Origin of the sequence: Enterobacter sp. MGH 24 (genome assembly GCF_000493015.1) — a bacterium.
Taxonomy (GTDB): Bacteria; Pseudomonadota; Gammaproteobacteria; order Enterobacterales; family Enterobacteriaceae; genus Enterobacter.
In genome coordinates, this window is record NZ_KI535657.1 from 1719766 (window position 1) to 1738993 (window position 19228).

Annotated in this window: 18 protein-coding genes; 15 read left to right on the top strand and 3 right to left on the bottom strand. The window is 57.7% G+C overall.

Annotated elements, in window-relative coordinates; genetic code table 11:
- The 6 genes from livF to ugpQ all read left to right on the top strand — a co-directional run bounded on the left by livF (position 1) and on the right by ugpQ (position 5950).
- On the top strand, positions 1-714 hold the full coding sequence (gene livF, locus L370_RS13715; RefSeq protein WP_008500102.1) for a high-affinity branched-chain amino acid ABC transporter ATP-binding protein LivF: 714 nt from the start codon (positions 1-3) through the stop codon (positions 712-714).
- A gap of 247 nt (positions 715-961) precedes the next feature.
- Positions 962-2278, top strand: a complete 1317-nt coding sequence (gene ugpB, locus L370_RS13710) for a sn-glycerol-3-phosphate ABC transporter substrate-binding protein UgpB (protein WP_023334149.1) — start codon at positions 962-964, stop codon at positions 2276-2278.
- 127 nt (positions 2279-2405) lie between these two features.
- Complete coding sequence (gene ugpA, locus L370_RS13705; protein WP_032639468.1) at positions 2406-3293, top strand: sn-glycerol-3-phosphate ABC transporter permease UgpA; 888 nt, start codon at positions 2406-2408, stop codon at positions 3291-3293.
- Positions 3290-4135: a sn-glycerol-3-phosphate ABC transporter permease UgpE gene (gene ugpE, locus L370_RS13700; RefSeq protein WP_023334151.1), complete on the top strand. Its 846-nt coding sequence runs from the start codon at positions 3290-3292 to the stop codon at positions 4133-4135. Before ugpA ends, ugpE begins: the two co-directional genes overlap by 4 nt.
- Before the next feature lies 1 nt (position 4136).
- Positions 4137-5207 (top strand): sn-glycerol-3-phosphate import ATP-binding protein UgpC, encoded by a 1071-nt coding sequence (locus L370_RS13695; protein WP_023334152.1) that lies wholly within the window; start codon positions 4137-4139, stop codon positions 5205-5207.
- Complete coding sequence (ugpQ, locus tag L370_RS13690) at positions 5204-5950, top strand: glycerophosphodiester phosphodiesterase (RefSeq protein WP_023334153.1); 747 nt, start codon at positions 5204-5206, stop codon at positions 5948-5950. Before L370_RS13695 ends, ugpQ begins: the two co-directional genes overlap by 4 nt.
- Here the strand turns inward: ugpQ and L370_RS13685 are convergent.
- On the bottom strand, positions 5934-6311 hold the full coding sequence (locus tag L370_RS13685) for a DUF2756 family protein (protein WP_023334154.1): 378 nt from the start codon (positions 6309-6311) through the stop codon (positions 5934-5936). The two genes, ugpQ and L370_RS13685, sit on opposite strands and share 17 nt — an antisense overlap.
- Before the next feature lie 123 nt (positions 6312-6434).
- On the opposite strand from L370_RS13685, the gene ggt reads away from it, so the two are divergent.
- Positions 6435-8180, top strand: coding sequence for a gamma-glutamyltransferase (gene ggt / locus L370_RS13680; protein ID WP_023334155.1), 1746 nt, complete (start codon positions 6435-6437; stop codon positions 8178-8180).
- Positions 8181-8266: 86 nt separating this feature from the next.
- On the opposite strand, the gene yhhY is transcribed toward ggt, so the two are convergent.
- Entirely contained in the window at positions 8267-8755 is a 489-nt protein-coding gene (yhhY, locus tag L370_RS13675) for an N-acetyltransferase (protein ID WP_010436469.1), read from the bottom strand.
- A gap of 256 nt (positions 8756-9011) precedes the next feature.
- Here yhhY and L370_RS13670 point away from each other — a divergent pair, with 256 nt between their 5' ends.
- From L370_RS13670 to gntU, 5 genes are all read left to right on the top strand, one after another.
- Positions 9012-10049, top strand: a complete 1038-nt coding sequence (locus tag L370_RS13670; RefSeq protein ID WP_023334156.1) for an oxidoreductase — start codon at positions 9012-9014, stop codon at positions 10047-10049.
- A gap of 122 nt (positions 10050-10171) precedes the next feature.
- Positions 10172-10867 (top strand): pirin family protein, encoded by a 696-nt coding sequence (locus L370_RS13665; protein WP_003861565.1) that lies wholly within the window; start codon positions 10172-10174, stop codon positions 10865-10867.
- Between the two features lie 91 nt (positions 10868-10958).
- Positions 10959-11954, top strand: coding sequence for a gluconate operon transcriptional repressor GntR (gene gntR, locus L370_RS13660; RefSeq protein ID WP_021242747.1), 996 nt, complete (start codon positions 10959-10961; stop codon positions 11952-11954).
- A gap of 126 nt (positions 11955-12080) precedes the next feature.
- On the top strand, positions 12081-12608 hold the full coding sequence (gntK, locus tag L370_RS13655) for a gluconokinase (RefSeq protein ID WP_008503362.1): 528 nt from the start codon (positions 12081-12083) through the stop codon (positions 12606-12608).
- A 3-nt stretch (positions 12609-12611) separates the two neighbouring features.
- Positions 12612-13952: a gluconate transporter gene (gene gntU, locus L370_RS13650; protein WP_010436459.1), complete on the top strand. Its 1341-nt coding sequence runs from the start codon at positions 12612-12614 to the stop codon at positions 13950-13952.
- A 105-nt stretch (positions 13953-14057) separates the two neighbouring features.
- Here gntU and plsB read toward each other — a convergent pair whose 3' ends face one another.
- Positions 14058-16478: a glycerol-3-phosphate 1-O-acyltransferase PlsB gene (gene plsB, locus L370_RS13645; protein ID WP_023334157.1), complete on the bottom strand. Its 2421-nt coding sequence runs from the start codon at positions 16476-16478 to the stop codon at positions 14058-14060.
- A gap of 154 nt (positions 16479-16632) precedes the next feature.
- On the opposite strand from plsB, the gene L370_RS13640 reads away from it, so the two are divergent.
- The 3 genes from L370_RS13640 (at position 16633) to dinF (ending at position 19119) form a co-directional block, all read left to right on the top strand.
- Positions 16633-17001, top strand: coding sequence for a diacylglycerol kinase (locus tag L370_RS13640; protein ID WP_023334158.1), 369 nt, complete (start codon positions 16633-16635; stop codon positions 16999-17001).
- Between the two features lie 108 nt (positions 17002-17109).
- Positions 17110-17718 (top strand): transcriptional repressor LexA, encoded by a 609-nt coding sequence (gene lexA / locus L370_RS13635; protein ID WP_023334159.1) that lies wholly within the window; start codon positions 17110-17112, stop codon positions 17716-17718.
- A 63-nt stretch (positions 17719-17781) separates the two neighbouring features.
- On the top strand, positions 17782-19119 hold the full coding sequence (dinF, locus tag L370_RS13630; protein WP_023334160.1) for an MATE family efflux transporter DinF: 1338 nt from the start codon (positions 17782-17784) through the stop codon (positions 19117-19119).
- The last annotated feature ends 109 nt before the right edge of the window (positions 19120-19228 follow it).

Genomic DNA, 19228 nt, shown 5'->3' on the forward strand with positions numbered 1-19228 from the left:
ATGGAAAAAGCGATGTTAACGTTCGACAAGGTCAATGCGCACTACGGCAAGATCCAGGCGCTGCACGACGTCAGCCTGCATATCAATCAGGGTGAAATCGTGACCCTGATTGGCGCCAACGGCGCGGGCAAAACCACGCTGCTCGGCACCCTGTGCGGCGACCCGCGCGCCACCAGCGGGCGGATTGTGTTCGATGGTAAAGACATTACCGACTGGCAGACCGCCAGAATCATGCGCGAGGCGGTGGCGATTGTTCCGGAAGGGCGCCGCGTTTTCTCCCGCATGACGGTGGAAGAGAACCTGGCGATGGGCGGGTTTTTCGCTCACCGCGATGAATACCAGACCCGCATCAAGTGGGTATACGAACTCTTCCCGCGCCTGTGGGAGCGCCGCATCCAGCGTGCGGGCACCATGTCCGGCGGTGAGCAGCAGATGCTGGCGATTGGCCGCGCGCTGATGAGCCAGCCGCGCCTGCTGCTGCTGGACGAACCGTCGCTCGGTCTGGCGCCGATCATCATCCAGCAGATCTTCGACACCATCGAACAGCTGCGTAAAGAGGGGATGACCATCTTCCTCGTCGAGCAGAACGCCAACCAGGCGCTGAAGCTCGCCGACCGTGGCTACGTGCTGGAGAACGGCCGCGTGGTGCTGGAGGATACCGGTGACGCGCTGCTGGCGAACGAGGCGGTGCGGAGCGCGTACCTCGGAGGCTAAGCCGTCTGTGTTGCCCGGTGGCGCTGCGCTTACCGGGCCTACAGGGATCGAGTAGGCCGGGTAAGGCGTAGCCGCCACCCGGCTTTTTTAACCACTACACCCCTTCACACAACCATCATCCCCCTGACGCCTGGCTGTCACTTATCTGTAAACAAACAGTTATTTTTCTGTAATTCGAGCATGTCATGTTACCTCGCGAGCATAAAACGCGTGATATCGCGCATCCGGCACAATAAGAGAGATGACAATGACATCGTTACGACACACGGCTTTGGGTCTGGCACTGGGTCTGGCTTTTGCGACGAACGCAATGGCTGTCACCACCATTCCGTTCTGGCATTCCATGGAAGGGGAGTTGGGTAAAGAAGTTGACTCCCTGGCGCAGCGTTTCAACGACACCCACCCGGATTACAAAATTGTGCCGGTGTATAAAGGCAACTACGAGCAGAGCCTGAGCGCGGGCATCGCCGCCTTCCGTACCGGCAACGCGCCGGCCCTGTTACAGGTTTATGAAGTGGGCACCGCCACCATGATGGCCTCCAAAGCCATCAAGCCGGTCTATGAAGTCTTCAAAGAAGCGGGCATCAGCTTCGACGAGTCGCAGTTTGTGCCGACCGTAGCGGGTTACTACACCGATTCCAAAACCGGCCACCTGCTGTCCCAGCCGTTTAACAGCTCTACGCCGGTGCTGTACTACAACAAAGACGCCTTCAAGAAAGCCGGCTTAGACCCGGAGCAGCCGCCAAAAACCTGGCAGGACCTGGCGGAGTACACCGCGAAGCTGAAGGCGGCGGGAATGAAGTGCGGCTACGCCAGCGGCTGGCAGGGCTGGATCCAGATTGAAAACTTCAGCGCCTGGCACGGCCTGCCGGTGGCGACCAAAAACAACGGTTTCGACGGCACCGATGCGGTGCTGGAGTTCAACAAGCCGGAGCAGGTGAAGCACATCGCGCTGCTGGAAGAACTCAACAAGAAGGGCGATTTCAGCTACTTCGGGCGTAAGGACGAATCCACCGAGAAGTTCTACAATGGCGACTGTGCCATTACCACCGCCTCGTCCGGCTCGCTGGCGGATATCCGTCACTACGCCAAATTCAACTACGGCGTGGGCATGATGCCGTATGACGCTGACGTGAAGGGCGCGCCGCAGAACGCCATTATCGGCGGGGCGAGCCTGTGGGTGATGCAGGGTAAAGACAAAGGCACTTACAAAGGCGTAGCCGAGTTCCTCGACTTCCTGGCCAAGCCGGAAAACGCCGCCGAGTGGCACCAGAAGACCGGCTACCTGCCGATCACCAAAGCCGCGTATGACCTGACCCGCGAGCAGGGCTTCTACAGCAAGAACCCAGGCGCGGATATCGCGACGCGTCAGATGCTGAACAAGCCGCCGTTGCCGTTCACTAAAGGCCTGCGCCTGGGCAACATGCCGCAGATCCGCACCATCGTGGATGAGGAGCTGGAAAGCGTCTGGACCGGGAAGAAAACGCCACAGCAGGCGCTGGATTCCGCGGTAGAGCGCGGGAATCAGCTGCTGCGCCGCTTTGAGCAGTCCACCAAATCGTAATTCAAACCTGCCCCTCACCCTAACCCTCTCCCCGTAGGGGAGAGGGGACTGCGCGGAGCCGTCTTTTCTCCCTCGCCCCTTTGGGGAGAGGGCCGGGGTGAGGGGTGAATACCTACAGAGCAAACCTATGTCATCATCCCGTCCGGTGTTTCGTTCCCGCTGGCTGCCGTACCTGCTGGTCGCGCCGCAGCTGGTCATCACCGTTGTTTTCTTTATCTGGCCTGCGGGCGAAGCGCTGTGGTACTCGGTACAAAGCGTCGATCCGTTCGGGCTTTCCAGCCAGTTTGTGGGTCTGGATAACTTCGCTGCACTGTGGCACGACAGCTACTACATCGACGCCTTCTGGACGACGATAAAGTTCAGCACCCTGGTCACCGTCAGCGGCCTTCTGGCATCGCTGTTTTTCGCCGCGCTGGTGGACTACGTGGTGCGCGGCAGCCGTATTTATCAAACGCTAATGCTGCTGCCGTACGCCGTGGCGCCCGCCGTCGCCGCCGTGCTGTGGATCTTCCTGTTTAACCCCGGGCGAGGGTTGATTACCCATTTTCTGGCAGAGTTCGGCTACGACTGGAACCACGCCCAGAACAGCGGCCAGGCGATGTTCCTGGTGGTGTTCGCCTCGGTGTGGAAGCAGATCAGCTACAACTTCCTGTTCTTCTTTGCCGCGCTGCAGTCCATCCCGCGCTCGCTGGTGGAAGCCGCCGCGATTGACGGCGCAGGGCCGATTCGTCGCTTCTTCAGACTGTCGCTGCCGCTGATTGCCCCGGTGAGCTTCTTCCTGCTGGTGGTCAACCTCGTGTACGCCTTCTTCGACACCTTCCCGGTGATCGACGCGGCGACCGCAGGCGGTCCGGTGCAGGCGACCACCACGCTTATCTATAAGATCTACCGCGAAGGCTTCGCCGGTCTTGATCTCTCGGCCTCCGCCGCGCAGTCCGTGGTGCTGATGTTCCTCGTCATCGTCCTCACGGTGGTGCAGTTCCGCTATGTCGAAAGTAAGGTGCGCTACCAATGATTGAGAACCGTCGCGGGCTGACGATTTTCAGCCATACCATGCTGATTTTAGGGATTATCGTCATCCTCTTCCCGCTGTATGTGGCCTTTGTCGCCGCCACGCTGGACACCAAAGCCGTATTTGATACGCCGATGACGCTGATCCCAGGCACACATCTGTTCGAGAATATGAAGACCATCTGGACCCAGGGCGTGGGCGCCAACAGCGCGCCGTTCTGGCTGATGATGCTCAACAGCTTCATCATGGCGTTTGGCATTACGGTCGGCAAAATTACGGTGTCGATGCTTTCGGCCTTCGCCATCGTCTGGTTCCGCTTTCCGCTGCGTAACCTCTTCTTCTGGATGATTTTTATCACCCTGATGCTGCCGGTGGAGGTGCGTATCTTCCCGACGGTGGAGGTGATCGCCAACCTGAAGATGCTCGACAGCTACGCGGGCTTAACCCTGCCGCTGATGGCCTCGGCGACCGCCACCTTCCTGTTCCGCCAGTTCTTTATGACCCTGCCGGACGAGCTGATTGAAGCCGCGCGCATCGACGGCGCCTCGCCGATGCGCTTCTTCCGCGATATCGTGCTGCCGCTGTCGAAAACCAACCTTGCGGCGCTGTTTGTGATCACCTTTATCTACGGCTGGAACCAGTACCTGTGGCCGCTGTTGATTATTCAGGACGTCAATCTCGGCACCGCCGTGGCGGGCATCAAAGGCATGATCACCACCGGCGAAGGCACCACCCTCTGGAACCAGGTGATGGCGGCAATGCTGCTCACCCTTATCCCCCCGGTCGTTATCGTTTTAGCCATGCAGCGTGCGTTTGTGCGTGGTTTAGTGGACAGTGAGAAATAAGATGGCAGGTTTAAAACTTCAGGCAGTCACCAAAAGCTGGGATGGCAAAACCCAGGTCATTCAGCCGTTAACGCTCGACGTGGCGGATGGGGAATTCATCGTGATGGTCGGCCCGTCCGGCTGCGGCAAATCGACCCTACTGCGCATGGTGGCGGGACTTGAGCGCGTCACCTCCGGGGATATCTGGATTGACCGCCAGCGCGTCACCGAGATGGAGCCGAAGGATCGCGGCATCGCGATGGTGTTCCAGAACTACGCCCTCTATCCGCACATGAGTGTGGAAGAGAACATGGCCTGGGGGCTGAAAATCCGCGGCATGGGAAAAGGCCATATCGAGGAGCGGGTGAAAGAAGCGGCGCGCATTCTGGAGCTGGACGGCCTGCTGAAGCGCCGCCCGCGCGAGCTTTCAGGGGGCCAGCGTCAGCGCGTGGCGATGGGGCGCGCCATCGTGCGCGACCCGGCGGTATTCCTGTTCGACGAGCCGCTCTCTAACCTCGACGCCAAGCTGCGCGTGCAGATGCGTCTTGAGCTGCAGCAGCTGCATCGTCGTCTGAAAACCACCTCCCTGTACGTGACCCACGATCAGGTCGAAGCCATGACCCTCGCCCAGCGCGTGATGGTGATGAACAAAGGCATCGCCGAGCAGATTGGCACCCCGGTGGAAGTGTATGAGAAACCGGCCACCCGCTTTGTGGCGAGCTTTATTGGGAGCCCGGCAATGAACCTGCTGGAAGGGCGTATCAGCAGCGCGGGCACGCATTTTGAGCTGGAAAGCGGGATGGCAGTGCCGATCAACTGGTACTATCGTGGCTACGCCGGGCGTAAGATGACGCTCGGTATCCGCCCCGAGCATATCGGTTTAACCTCTCAGGCGGACGGCGGCGTGCCGCTGGTGATGGACACGCTGGAGATGTTGGGTGCAGATAACCTGGCGCACGGGCGCTGGGGCGAACAAAAAATGGTGGTGCGCCTGGCGCATCAGGAGCGCCCGAAAGGCGGCAGCACGCTGTGGCTGCACCTGCCGGAAAACCATCTGCACCTGTTTGACGGTGAAACAGGACAACGAGTATGAGCAACTGGCCTTATCCCCACGTCGTCGCCCACCGGGGCGGCGGTAAGCTGGCGCCGGAGAACACCCTGGCGGCAATTGACGTCGGCGCGCGCTACGGTCACACGATGATCGAGTTCGACGCCAAGCTGTCGAAAGACGGCGAAATTTTTCTGCTGCATGACGATAACCTCGAACGCACCAGCAACGGCTGGGGCGTGGCGGGTGAACTGCCGTGGCGCGATCTGCTGAAGGTGGACGCCGGAAGCTGGTACAGCGGCGAATTCAAAGGCGAACCGCTGCCGCTGCTGGCGGAGGTGGCGGATCGCTGCCGCCAGCACGGCATGATGGCCAATATCGAAATCAAACCAACCACCGGCACCGGGCCGCTGACGGGTAAGGTGATTGCCCTGGCCGCGCGCGAGCTGTGGGAGGGGATGACCGCGCCGCTGCTCTCCTCGTTTGAAATTGACGCCCTGGAAGCGGCACAGGCGGCCGTGCCGCAGCTGCCGCGCGGGCTGCTGCTTGACGAGTGGCGCGAGGACTGGCGCGAACTGACGACGCGCTTAGCGTGCGTCTCTATTCATCTCAATCACAAGCTGCTGGATGAGGCGCGGGTGAAGATGCTGAAAGACGCGGGTCTGCATATTCTGGTCTACACGGTTAACAAACCCCAGCGCGCAGCCGAACTGCTGCGCTGGGGCGTGGACAGCATCTGTACCGATGCAATTGACCTGATCGGCCCAAACTTTAGTTCTGCGGATTAAGCATACTGCCATTCGACTGCGGCGGCAGCATATGCTGCTGTCCGCTGCCTGACGACGTCATCCCACCTAACATCCCGCCGTTTTTATTCGGCAGCGGCTGCTCGCGCACCTGACCCTGCTGCACGCGCTGGGTGTTGGCGTTCATCTGGTTTTGCAGGCTCTGCTGCTGCATCTGGGTCTGCGTTTTAAGCTGCTGGTTAAGCATCCCTTTCTGCTGCTGTTGCTGGCTCATCATCTCGGTCTGCATACGCTGCTGGCTCGGGATAACGTAACCCTGCTGGTTCGGGTTGTTCAGGGTGTTAAGCGGCTGTGCGAGCGCGGCAAAGGGAAGCAGCGCCGCAAGAATCATCAAGCGTTTCATTGTCATTTCCTCCTTTTGAGGTCTCTCTTAAGTTTACCCTGATTTCACCATGACGATGATTTTTTAGGAGTTGTGAACCAGGCTTAAGCGGGGAGCATGGACCCCATCACCTGGAGAACAATAATGATGAAACCAACGTTTTTGCGCTGGGTCGCCATCGCCGCGCTGATGGCCGGCGGCACATTTAGCGTGGCGGCCAATCCGCCCGCGGCGCCTCCCGTCTCCTACGGCGTGGAGGAAGACGTTTTCCATCCCGTGCGTGCGACGCATGGCATGGTGGCGTCGGTGGACGCGCTGGCAACGAAAGTGGGCGTCGATATTCTCAAGCAGGGCGGTAACGCGGTGGATGCAGCGGTCGCCGTCGGCTATGCGCTGGCGGTAACGCATCCGCAGGCGGGTAACCTCGGCGGCGGCGGCTTTATGATGCTGCGCACTAAAGACGGCAAAACCACCGCCATCGACTTCCGCGAGATGGCGCCTGCTCAGGCGTCCCGCGATATGTTCCTCGACGATCAGGGTAACCCTGACAGCAAAAAATCCCTGACGTCGCACCTTGCCTCCGGCACGCCGGGCACCGTTGCGGGCTTCTCGCTGGCGCTGGAAAAATACGGCACGATGCCGCTGAACAAGGTGGTGCAGCCTGCCATCAAGCTGGCGCGCGACGGCTTTGTGGTGAATGACGCGCTGGCGGACGATCTCAAAACCTACGGCAGCGAAGTCATTCCCAATCATGAAAACAGCAAGGCTATCTTCTGGAAAGACGGTGAGCCGCTGAAGAAGGGCGACAAGCTGGTGCAGAAGAACCTCGCCAAAAGCCTGGAACTGATTGCGGAGCACGGCCCGGATGCCTTCTACAAAGGGGCAATTGCCGACCAGATTGCGGAAGAGATGCAGAAAAACGGCGGGCTCATCACCAAAGCGGACCTGGCGGAGTACAAGGCGGTGGAGCGCGAGCCGATTAGCGGCACCTATCGCGGCTACGAGGTCTTCTCCATGCCGCCGCCGTCCTCCGGCGGGATCCACATCGTGCAGATCCTCAATATTCTCGAAAACTTCGATATGCACAAGTTCGGCTTCGGCAGCGCGGACGCCATGCAGGTGATGGCGGAAGCGGAAAAACGCGCCTACGCCGACCGGTCGGAGTATCTCGGCGATCCGGACTTCGTGAAGGTGCCGTGGCAGGCGCTGACCAACAAGGCGTATGCCAAATCCATTGCCGATCAGATTGATATCAACAAGGCCAAGCCGTCGAGCGAGATCCGCCCCGGTAAGCTGGCGCCGTATGAAAGCAACCAGACCACCCACTTCTCGGTGGTGGATAAAGACGGTAACGCGGTGGCGGTGACGTATACGCTCAACACCACCTTCGGCACCGGGATTGTGGCGGGCAACAGCGGCATTCTGCTGAACAACGAGATGGATGACTTTTCTGCCAAGCCGGGCGTGCCGAACGTCTACGGGCTGGTGGGCGGCGATGCGAATGCGGTAGGGCCGAAGAAACGTCCGCTGTCGTCCATGTCGCCCACCATTGTCGTGAAAGACGGCAAAACCTGGCTGGTGACCGGCAGCCCTGGCGGCAGCCGTATTATCACCACCGTACTGCAAATGGTAGTGAACAGCATCGACTTTGGCATGAACGTCGCCGAAGCAACCAACGCCCCGCGTTTCCATCATCAGTGGCTGCCGGACGAGCTGCGCGTCGAGAAGGGCTTTAGCCCGGATACCATCAAACTGCTGGAGCAGCGCGGTCAGAAGGTGGCGGTGAAAGAGGCAATGGGCAGCACCCAGAGCATTATGGTGGGGCCGGACGGGGCGCTGTTTGGGGCATCGGACCCGCGTTCGGTGGATGATTTAACGGCAGGGTATTAACGTATTGCCCGGTGGCGCTGCGCTTACCGGGCCTACAACTGCACGAACGTAGGCCGGGTAAGGCGAAGCCGCCACCCGGCAAATAACTACTTCATTCTCGCCATATAATACGCATCCACATACTCGCCGTTGCGCAGGGCGAATTTCCTGCCGGTGCCTTCGATTTCAAAGCCAAACTTCCGGTACAGCGCCAGTGCTGCTGGGTTATCGGCAAAAACCGTTAACTCGATACGTTCGATGCGCATCCAGTTATCGCACAGGTTGATCATCTCGCGCATGAGCGCGCTCCCCACGCCGCGCCCCTGGGCGTGCGCCGCAACGCTGATACCAAAGGTTGCCACATGGCTGCGTCGCGGGCTGGCTTCTACCTGCAGCGCCAGGTCACCGACGATGTTTTCATCGATGCATGCGACCAGACGTTTTTGGCCAGGTTTAGGATGAAGCCGCTCTTGCCAGTGCTCAAGGGAAGGATGAGGTAGCTGTAGCGTGTCGTGATACACCCCTGGATGCATGTAGTTCTGGCGTAAGGCTTCGGCATCTTTTGGTTCCGCGTGGCGTATCACTATCTCACTCATTCCTTGTTCCTCAGTCAGTTAAACGTCCCTTTCAACATCAATGACTTTAAAATTTGAGTCAACCGCTATTTTTTGCAAAAAAAAGTAGACAAGTGCGAATGAGAATGATTATTATTGCTCTGCGTTCAGGAAGACCTCTACGGGAACCTGAAAGCACGACATTGCTCACATTGCTTCCAGTATTACTTTAGCCAGCTTCGAGCTGGCTTTTTTTTTGTTATGGTTAGACTCAGTAACCTTCCAAAAGGATTGAGCCATGACACAACATTGCGCATTTATTGGATTTGGTAAAAGCACCACCCGCTACCACCTGCCGTATGTTCTCAACCGTAAAGACAGCTGGCATGTGGCCCATATCTACCGCCGCCGCGCGAAGCCGGAAGAGCAATCCCCGCAGTATTCCCACATCCATTTCACCAGCGATCTTGATGAGGTACTTAACGACCCTCAGGTCAAACTGGTTGTTGTCTGCACCCACGCCGACAGCCATTTTGACTACGCGAAACGCGCGCTGGAAGCGGGTAAAAACGTGCTGGTGGAAAAGCCGTTCACCCCAACTATCGCCGAAGCAAAAGAGCTGTTCGCGCTGGCGAAAAGTAAAGGCCTGACCGTTACGCCGTATCAGAACCGTCGCTTTGACAGCTGCTTCCTGACGGCGAAAAAAGCGATTGAAAGCGGCAAGCTTGGCGACATCGTGGAAATAGAAAGCCACTTCGATTACTACCGTCCGGTGGCGGAGACCCAGCCCGGCCTGCCGCAGGACGGCTCTTTCTATGGTCTGGGCGTGCATACCATGGACCAGATCATCTCCCTGTTTGGACGCCCGGACCACGTGGCGTATGACATTCGCAGCCTGCGTAATAAAGCCAACCCGGACGACACCTTTGAAGCGCAGCTGTTCTACGGCGACCTGAAAGCCATCGTCAAAACCAGCCATCTGGTGAAAATCGACTATCCGAAATTTATCGTTCACGGCACCCGAGGCTCGTTCATCAAGTACGGTATTGACCAGCAGGAGACCAGCCTGAAGGCCAATATCATGCCGGGCGAACCGGGTTTTGCGGCGGATGATTCCGTCGGCGTGCTGGAGTACGTGAACGATGAGGGCCTGACGGTCAGGGAAGAGCTGAAACCGGAAACGGGCGACTATGGCCGCGTGTACGATGCGCTGTATGAAACCCTCACAGCCGGCGCGCCGAATTACGTCAAGGAATCTGACGTTCTGACCAACCTGGAAATCCTTGAGCGGGCTTTCGAGCAGGCCTCTCCTGCCACGGTAACCCTCGCGAAATAAGCAAAAACGGCTCCTCTGCGCTTGTTCATAATTTTTGAACAGAGGAGTCAATTTTCACCCTCTATGATCCCAGGCGGTTTGCGTCCACACTTACTCCATCGAAACGAACTGAGGGTGAAACAATGATCTACTTACGCAAAGCAAACGAACGTGGTCACGCGAATCATGGCTGGCTGGACTCATGGCATTCATTCTCGTTTGCCGACTACTACGACCCAAACTTCATGGGCTTCTCCGCACTGCGCGTGATTAACGACGACGTGATTGATGCAGGCCAGGGCTTCGGTACCCACCCGCACAAAGACATGGAAATCCTGACCTATGTGCTGGAAGGGGCGGTTGAGCACCAGGACAGCATGGGCAACAAAGAGCAGGTTCCGGCGGGCGAGTTCCAGATTATGAGCGCGGGTACCGGGGTGCGTCACTCCGAGTACAACCCGAGCAAAACGGAAAAACTGCACCTGTATCAAATCTGGATCATTCCAGAAGAAACCGGCATCACGCCGCGCTACGAGCAGCGCCGCTTCGACGCGAAACAGGGCAAACAGCTGGTGCTCTCCCCGGATGCGCGTGAAGGTTCCCTGAAGGTGCATCAGGATATGGAGCTGTATCGCTGGGCGCTGGCAAAAGACGAACAGTCTGTGCACCAAATTGCCGCCAACCGCCGCGTCTGGATCCAGGTGGTGAAAGGTGAAGTGTCCATCAACGGCACCAAAGCCACCACCGCCGATGGTCTGGCCGTCTGGGATGAGCAGGCGCTCTCCGTGCACGCCGACAGTGAAAGTGAAATCCTGCTGTTTGACCTGCCGCCGGTCTAAATAATTTCTCAACCTTCCCTTTAAACGGGGAAGGTTGAGCTTTGTCCGTGATAAACTGAGCAAATCTCTCACTTCAAGATTTCTCAGGACGATGAAAAAGAAACGCCCCGTACTTCAGGATGTCGCCGATCGCGTCGGTGTGACCAAAATGACGGTCAGCCGTTTTTTACGTAACCCGGAACAGGTTTCCGTGGCGTTGCGTGGCAAGATTGCCGCCGCCCTTGATGAACTGGGTTATATCCCCAACCGCGCGCCCGATATTCTCTCCAATGCGACCAGCCGTGCGGTGGGCGTCCTGCTTCCATCCTTGACCAACCAGGTTTTCGCCGAAGTACTGCGGGGAATTGAAAGCGTCACTGATGCTTTTGGCTACCAGACCATGCTCGCCCACTATGGGTACAAGCCGGAACTGGAAGAGGAACGTCTTGAATCCATGCTTTCCTGGAACATTGACGGCCTGATTTTAACCGAACGTACCCACACTGCCCGCACGCTCAAAATGATTGAAGTGGCCGGTATTCCGGTGGTGGAGCTGATGGACAGCCAGTCGCCGTGCCTCGATATCGCCGTTGGGTTCGATAACTTCGAAGCGGCGCGCCAGATGACGGCGGCCATCATCGCCCGCGGGCATCGTCATATCGCCTATCTGGGTGCGCGTCTTGATGAACGTACTATCATCAAACAGAAGGGATACGAGCAGGCGATGCTCGACGCCAACTTAACCCCCTACAGCGTGATGGTGGAGCAGTCCTCGTCCTACACGTCGGGTATTGAGCTGATGCGTCAGGCGCGACGCGAGTATCCGCAACTGGACGGTATTTTCTGTACCAATGATGACCTTGCGGTCGGCGCGGCATTTGAGTGTCAGCGTCTGGGGCTGAAGATCCCGGATGATATGGCGATCGCCGGTTTCCACGGCCACGACATCGGCCAGGTGATGGAGCCGCGTCTGGCGAGCGTCCTGACCCCGCGTGAACGTATGGGCCGCATTGGCGCAGAACGCCTGCTGGCGCGCATTCGTGGTGAGACGGTGACTCCAAAAATGTTAGATTTAGGTTTCACCTTGTCACCGGGTGGATCTATTTGAACTGACAAATTTGAACTAGCTCACACTTATTCACTTCGCGCACGTTTGGATATTGCTTCTCTTTTGCCCCGGCAGGACAATGTTACCGATAACTGTTACCCGTAACAATTGGCTGAGGGACACCCTTTGAGCACGACTAATCACGATCACCACGTCTACGTCCTGATGGGCGTTTCCGGTAGCGGGAAATCAGCCGTAGCCAGCGAAGTGGCGCATCAACTCCAGGCTGCGTTCCTTGATGGCGACTTCCTCCATCCGCGCAGCAACATCATGAAAATGGCCTCCGGCGAGCCGCTGAACGACGACGACCGCAAACCGTGGTTGCAGGCGCTGAATGACGCCGCGTTCGCTATGCAGCGTACCAACAAAGTCTCCCTGATCGTCTGCTCCGCGCTGAAAAAAACCTACCGCGACCTGCTGCGCGACGGCAACCCGAATCTCTCTTTCATCTACCTGAAAGGGGATTTCGAGGTGATTGAAAGCCGTCTGAAGGCGCGTAAAGGTCACTTCTTCAAAACCCAGATGCTGGTGACGCAGTTCGAAGCGCTGCAGGAGCCGGGTGAAGATGAGAAAGACGTCTTAGTGGTTGATATCGATCAGTCACTGGAAGGTGTTGTTGCCAGCACCATCGAGGTCATTAATAAAAGGCAGTAAGTTTTGAGTACATTAACGCTAGTTTTGACAGCAGTGGGTTCCGTATTGCTGCTGCTGTTTTTGGTGATGAAGGCGCGTATGCATGCCTTTGTTGCTTTGATGGTGGTTTCTATAGGTGCAGGTCTCTTTTCCGGTATGCCGCTCGACAAGATCGCCGCGACGATGGAAAAAGGGATGGGCGGTACGCTGGGCTTCCTGGCGATTGTGGTCGCCCTTGGCGCGATGTTTGGCAAGATTTTGCACGAGACGGGCGCGGTCGACCAGATTGCCGTCAAGATGCTGAAATCCTTTGGCCACAGCCGCGCGCACTACGCGATTGGTCTGGCTGGCCTGATTTGCGCGCTGCCGCTGTTCTTCGAAGTGGCCGTTGTGCTGCTGATAAGCGTCGCGTTCTCCATGGCGCGCCATACCGGCACTAACCTCGTGAAGCTGGTTATTCCGCTGTTTGCGGGCGTGGCGGCGGCCGCAGCGTTTCTGCTGCCGGGGCCTGCGCCGATGCTGCTGGCGTCCCAAATGCACGCTGATTTTGGCTGGATGATCCTGATTGGCCTGTGCGCGGCAATCCCGGGGATGATTATTGCCGGTCCGCTGTGGGGCAACTTCATCAGCCGCTACGTTGAGCTGCATATTCCCGACGACATCACCGAGCCGCACCTGGGCGAGGGTAAAATGCCGTCCTTCGGCTTCAGCCTGTCGCTGATCCTGCTCCCGCTGGTTCTCGTGGGTCTGAAAACCATCGCCGCGCGCTTTGTGCCGGTGGGCTCCAGCGCCTACGAGTGGTTTGAGTTCATCGGTCACCCGTTCACCGCGATCCTGGTCGCGTGTCTGGTGGCGATTTACGGCCTGGCGATGCGTCAGGGGATGCCGAAAGACCGCGTGATGGAGATCTGCGGTGCCGCGCTGCAGCCTGCGGGTATTATCCTGCTGGTGATCGGTGCAGGCGGCGTGTTCAAGCAGGTGCTGGTGGATTCTGGCGTAGGTCCGGCTCTGGGCGAAGCGCTGACCGGGATGGGCCTGCCGATTGCGGTAACCTGCTTCGTACTGGCCGCGGCGGTGCGTATCATCCAGGGTTCCGCAACCGTGGCGTGTTTAACCGCGGTGGGTCTGGTGATGCCGGTGATTGAACAGCTGAACTATTCCGGTGCGCAGATGGCCGCGCTGTCTATCTGTATCGCGGGCGGTTCGATTGTGGTCTCTCACGTTAACGACGCGGGTTTCTGGCTGTTCGGTAAATTTACCGGTGCCACCGAAGCGCAAACCCTGAAAACCTGGACGCTGATGGAAACCATCCTCGGCACGACGGGGGCGATTGTTGGGATGATTGCCTTTACGCTGCTGAGCTGAATGCGGTGATGTAACAAGGCTTAAAAATAAGGCCCGGTAGCGTAAGCGCTTACCGGGCCTTTTTATTATCCAGGGCATCAGGCCGGGCCATAACCCGGCATTGCGTTACTCGCCCTGCGTCGCGCTCTCAATCGTCAAACGCACATCCGAGGTGATCAGCTCTGCCAGCATCTGGTACACCTTCAGCGTCTCTTCCGGCTCGGCATCACCCGTATCGCTGATGAAGCCTTCGTCACGCAGCGTCAGCACCAGGGAACTGAAGACCGCTTTGTCGAAGAATTCAGGGGCGTTAATGCCGTGCAGAACGGACAGGCGCTGTGCCAGCGTCCGGCTCTCTTTCTCCAGCGTACCGCGGTTGATAGACGGGTTCGCACTCAGCAGCCAGAACGTAATGGCGTAGCGCTGCAGCGTTTCGCGCGCACCGGCCGCCAGCAGCTGCAGGGTACGGGAGCGTGATGGATTGATATGCAGCTCGTCGTTTGAGACGGTGATCAGCCCCTGACGACGCAGCTCTTCCGTCAGTTTGTCCAGCTCACCCGCCAGCTCATCTTTGCTCCAGCGCAGGAACAGCTCCGCTTTCAGCATCGGGTAGAGCGTCTCAACGTGACGCAAGAGTTCCTGACGCGAGATGCGGCGATGCTGGGTGATGATAGCCGCCATGAGCGACGGCAGCATTAGCATATGGGTGATGTTGTTGCGGTAGTAGGTCATCAGCACTGCCTGCTCGCGCGGCAGAATGATGATGTCGCCGATCGTGTCCTTTTCGACTTCAAACTTGTTCATCTGCAACGCGTGATCGATAAGCTCACTGGCGGTAGCAGAAGGCACGGTTGAATCAACGGAATACGGCACGTTTCGCATCATGTCCAGATAGCAATCCAGCTGCTCCGTGAGCTGTTCACGGGTCAGCGAGCGCTGACGCGAAGCCAGAAGCGCCGTACAGCACAGGTTCATGGCGTTAGCCGCACCGGCGTTGTTAATGCGCACCATCAGCTCGGACGCGATGCCGTTGACCGTTGGCGTCAGCCAGGCCGGACGAATCGCTTCAATAGGATCGATGGATTCGCGCCACTCGGGAACGTGATGGTTCAGGTACGTCATCAGCGGCATCGGTTCGCCGAAGTTCACGTAGCCCTGACCGAGATTGCGTAGCTTGCTCAAGCCGCGCAGCATCTGCGGCAGGCTCTCTTTCTCTTTGGTCGCACCGCGCAGCTCTTTGGCGTACGTGCCCACTTCCATCACGTGCTCATAGCCAATGTAGATAGGCACCAGCGTGATTGGACGGGTTCCTCCTCGCAGCATCGCCTGAATGGTCATCGACAGCGTGCCGGTCTTCGGATCGAGCAGACGTCCGGTACGGGAACGACCGCCCTCGACGAAGTACTCCACGGAATAGCCGCGGCTGAACAGCTCGCCCAGATACTCGCGGAACACGGTGGAGTAGAGCTTGTTGCCCTTGAAGGTACGACGGATAAAGAAGGCGCCCAGGCGGCGGAAAATCGGACCTGCTGGCCAGAAGTTCAGGTTGATACCGGCAGCAATGTGCGGTGGTACCAGCCCCTGATGATAGAGCACGTAGGAAAGGAGCAGGTAGTCCATGTGGCTGCGGTGGCAGGGAACATAGACAATCTCATGGCCATCATGCGCCAGCTGACGTACACGCTCGGCGTTATGAACGTTGATGCCCTGGTAGAGACGGTTCCAGGTAAAGCCGAGAATACGATCGGACAGGCGAATCATCTCGTAAGAGAAGTTCGCTGCAATCTCTTCCATCAGCGCAATGGCGTTCTGCTGGGCTTTCTCATGCGATATTTTCTTGCTGCGCGCTTCGTCTTCAACGGCGCGGGCAATCGCTTTGGAGGCCAACAGCTTGTTGAACAGATCCTGACGCGCCGGGAGACGTGGCCCTACGGCAGCCAGGCGCTGACGAGCGAAGTGCATACGCGCCACGCGCGCCAGTTTTTGCGCGATGATCTTGTCGGTGCCGTGCTCGTCCGCCATTCGACGCAGCGAAACGGAAGGGGAGAAACGCACAAAGCTGTCGCGTCCCAGCCAGGAGACCGCGAAGAACTTCTGGATGCCGTTAAGCATGCGCAGCGGCGGGTTCTCTTCACCTTTTTCACGGCCCGGGCGACGGCCAAACATCACCGATACCGGCACCATCTGCACATCCAGATCGGGGTTGCTGCGGTGCAGGTCGAGATAGTCATGGAACAGCTTGATGGACTCTTCTTTTGGCGTGTAGTAGGTAAACACGCGCGGCCCGCCGTGAATGAACACGTAGCGCGGCAGCAAAGTGCCGTCAACTTCAAGCGGTTCAAGCGGGTCAGGTAAGTCATGCGCCAGACACTGGGCGCGAAGCGTCAGTAAGTCTGCCTTCGAGTTATAAGGCAAAACGTACATAATAGGACGCGACGTATCGAGCCCCAATTCCAGCGCGGGTTCTGCTGGGATAGACTTGCTTTTTACCAGGATGCTTAATGGTAAATTAAGTAATTTGTAGTAAATTCGTGGCCAGCCGGACATAAACGATGTAAAGCCTCTGGTTAATAATGCAATTGCGGCGCAAGGATAACAGAAAGCGCGCAAAATTTCTGTTGTTACCCGTCATACTTCAGGCTGTAGCGAAACGCGCTACAGTTCCTGTTACTGACGCTTTTTTTCTTAAAAGGTTCTTTTAATGGCCAATAATACCACTGGGTTAACGCGTATCATCAAAGCCGCTGGCTATTCATGGAAAGGGTTCCGCGCTGCGTGGATCAACGAAGCCGCCTTTCGCCAGGAGGGCGTCGCCGCTATCATCGCGGTGATTATCGCCTGTTTCCTTGATGTTGATGCTATTACCCGCGTACTGCTTATCGGTTCCGTGCTTCTGGTGATGATAGTGGAAATTCTTAATAGCGCTATTGAGGCCGTTGTTGATCGCATTGGTTCAGATTTCCACGAGCTTTCTGGCCGCGCAAAAGACATGGGCTCTGCTGCCGTGTTGCTGGCGATTATCACTGCCGTTATCACCTGGGTCACACTGCTTTGGTCACATTTCCGATGAGCCTCGAGGAATAATTAAGTCCCTGGTTTTTTGTGCAGTTTTTGGTTCCAAAATCGCCTTTGACTGTATATACTCACAGCATAACTGTATATACACCCAGGGGGCGGAATGAAAGCGTTAACGACCAGGCAGCAAGAGGTGTTTGATCTCATCCGGGATCATATCGGCCAGACGGGTATGCCACCCACGCGTGCGGAAATCGCGCAGCGTCTGGGCTTCCGTTCTCCGAATGCTGCCGAAGAGCACCTGAAAGCGCTGGCGCGTAAAGGCGTGATTGAGATTGTTTCCGGCGCGTCACGCGGTATCCGCCTGCTGGTGGAAGAAGAGACGGGCATTCCGCTGGTGGGGCGTGTTGCTGCCGGTGAGCCTTTACTGGCACAGCAGCATATTGAAGGCCACTACCAGGTCGATCCGGCCATGTTTAAACCGAGCGCGGATTTTCTGCTGCGCGTCAGCGGTATGTCGATGAAAGACATCGGCATTCTTGACGGCGATCTGCTTGCGGTGCACAAAACGCAGGATGTGCGTAACGGCCAGGTGGTTGTCGCGCGCATTGATGATGAAGTCACCGTCAAGCGTCTGAAAAAACAAGGTAACACCGTTCAGTTGCTGCCTGAAAACAACGAGTTCTCGCCGATTGTGGTCGATCTCCGCGAACAGAACTTCTCTATCGAAGGACTGGCGGTTGGGGTCATTCGCAACGGTGAATGGCTGTAACCTCTTCCTGTCAGGCTATGGCGCCGCTGTAGCCTGCTTCGTTTCCCACTCCCGGTATTTTTCATGTCACTGCTGACGGCATCCGATAAGGCATTGTGGCGTCTTGCTCTGCCGATGATTTTCTCCAATATTACCGTGCCCTTGCTGGGTCTGGTCGATACTGCCGTTATTGGTCATCTTGATTCCCCGGTTTATCTCGGCGGCGTGGCAATTGGTGCGACGGCAACCAGCTTCTTGTTTATGCTGCTGCTCTTTTTACGCATGAGCACCACCGGACTCACAGCCCAGGCTTATGGTGCAAAAGATCCGCTGCGTCTGGCGCGAGCACTGGTCCAGCCGCTGATCCTTGCGCTTGGTGCGGGGGCGTTAATCGTTTTATTACGTGCGCCCCTGATCGACCTTGCGCTCCATGTTGTTGGCGGCAGCGAGGCGGTACTGGCGCAGGCGCGACGTTTCCTTGAGATCCGCTGGCTCAGCGCGCCCGCCTCGCTGGCTAACCTGGTTCTGCTGGGTTGGCTACTGGGCGTTCAGTATGCCCGTGCGCCAGTCATTTTGCTGGTGGTAGGCAACCTTCTCAACATTGTGCTGGATGTCTGGCTGGTAATGGGCCTGCATATGAACGTGCAGGGCGCGGCGCTGGCGACGGCAATTGCCGAATACGGAACCTTTATTATTGGTCTGTGGATGGTCTGGCGCGTGCTGGCGATGCGCGGCATCTCCCTGGCGTTGCTCAAAACCGCATGGCGCGGCAATATCCGTAAGCTGCTGGCGCTTAATCGTGACATCATGCTGCGCTCGCTGTTGCTTCAGCTCTGCTTCGGCGCGCTGACGGTTTTCGGGGCCCGGCTGGGGCCAGAAATCGTTGCGGTCAACGCGGTATTGATGACGCTACTGACCTTTACCGCCTATGCGCTGGACGGGTTTGCCTATGCGGTAGAAGCGCATTCCGGGCAGGCGTACGGCGCACGCGAAAGCGGGCAGCTTCGGGACGTCTGGCGGGCAGCCTGCCGTCAGTCGGGACTGGTGGCGCTGGCATTCGGTCTGCTTTACGCCTGCTTTGGTGAGCAGATCGTTGCGTTACTTACGTCTATCCCAGCGCTGCGCGAGCTGGCGAGTCACTATCTCATCTGGCAAGTCATCTTACCGGTGGTCGGCGTCTGGTGTTATCTGCTGGACGGCATGTTTATTGGTGCGACGCGCGGAGCGGAAATGCGCAACAGCATGGCGGTCGCGGCGGCAGGGTTTGGTCTGACGCTGTTGACGCTTCCCTGGCTGGGTAATCACGGTTTGTGGCTGGCCCTGGCCGTTTTCCTCTCGCTGCGCGGGATATCGCTGGCGTTTATCTGGCACCGCCACTGGCAAAACAATACCTGGTTTCCCTCGCGCCACGATATATCGTGACGGTTAAAGATTCCGAATATGAAATCAACCACCGAGTCCTTAACTACAATAATTATCACGTCCAGCAGAAAAGAACGTAACGGACGTTACGACCCGACGCTTAACTAAG

Coding starts and splice junctions, on each gene's coding strand:
- L370_RS13685 (WP_023334154.1), bottom strand. CDS start 6,311: ATGAAACGCTTGATGATTCTTGCGGCGCTGCTTCCCTTTGCCGCGCTC.
- L370_RS13640 (WP_023334158.1), top strand. CDS start 16,633: ATGGCCAATAATACCACTGGGTTAACGCGTATCATCAAAGCCGCTGGC.
- ugpB (WP_023334149.1), top strand. CDS start 962: ATGACATCGTTACGACACACGGCTTTGGGTCTGGCACTGGGTCTGGCT.
- L370_RS13670 (WP_023334156.1), top strand. CDS start 9,012: ATGACACAACATTGCGCATTTATTGGATTTGGTAAAAGCACCACCCGC.
- yhhY (WP_010436469.1), bottom strand. CDS start 8,755: ATGAGTGAGATAGTGATACGCCACGCGGAACCAAAAGATGCCGAAGCC.
- livF (WP_008500102.1), top strand. CDS start 1: ATGGAAAAAGCGATGTTAACGTTCGACAAGGTCAATGCGCACTACGGC.
- plsB (WP_023334157.1), bottom strand. CDS start 16,478: ATGTCCGGCTGGCCACGAATTTACTACAAATTACTTAATTTACCATTA.
- gntR (WP_021242747.1), top strand. CDS start 10,959: ATGAAAAAGAAACGCCCCGTACTTCAGGATGTCGCCGATCGCGTCGGT.
- ugpQ (WP_023334153.1), top strand. CDS start 5,204: ATGAGCAACTGGCCTTATCCCCACGTCGTCGCCCACCGGGGCGGCGGT.
- dinF (WP_023334160.1), top strand. CDS start 17,782: ATGTCACTGCTGACGGCATCCGATAAGGCATTGTGGCGTCTTGCTCTG.
- L370_RS13665 (WP_003861565.1), top strand. CDS start 10,172: ATGATCTACTTACGCAAAGCAAACGAACGTGGTCACGCGAATCATGGC.
- L370_RS13695 (WP_023334152.1), top strand. CDS start 4,137: ATGGCAGGTTTAAAACTTCAGGCAGTCACCAAAAGCTGGGATGGCAAA.
- ggt (WP_023334155.1), top strand. CDS start 6,435: ATGATGAAACCAACGTTTTTGCGCTGGGTCGCCATCGCCGCGCTGATG.
- ugpA (WP_032639468.1), top strand. CDS start 2,406: ATGTCATCATCCCGTCCGGTGTTTCGTTCCCGCTGGCTGCCGTACCTG.
- lexA (WP_023334159.1), top strand. CDS start 17,110: ATGAAAGCGTTAACGACCAGGCAGCAAGAGGTGTTTGATCTCATCCGG.
- ugpE (WP_023334151.1), top strand. CDS start 3,290: ATGATTGAGAACCGTCGCGGGCTGACGATTTTCAGCCATACCATGCTG.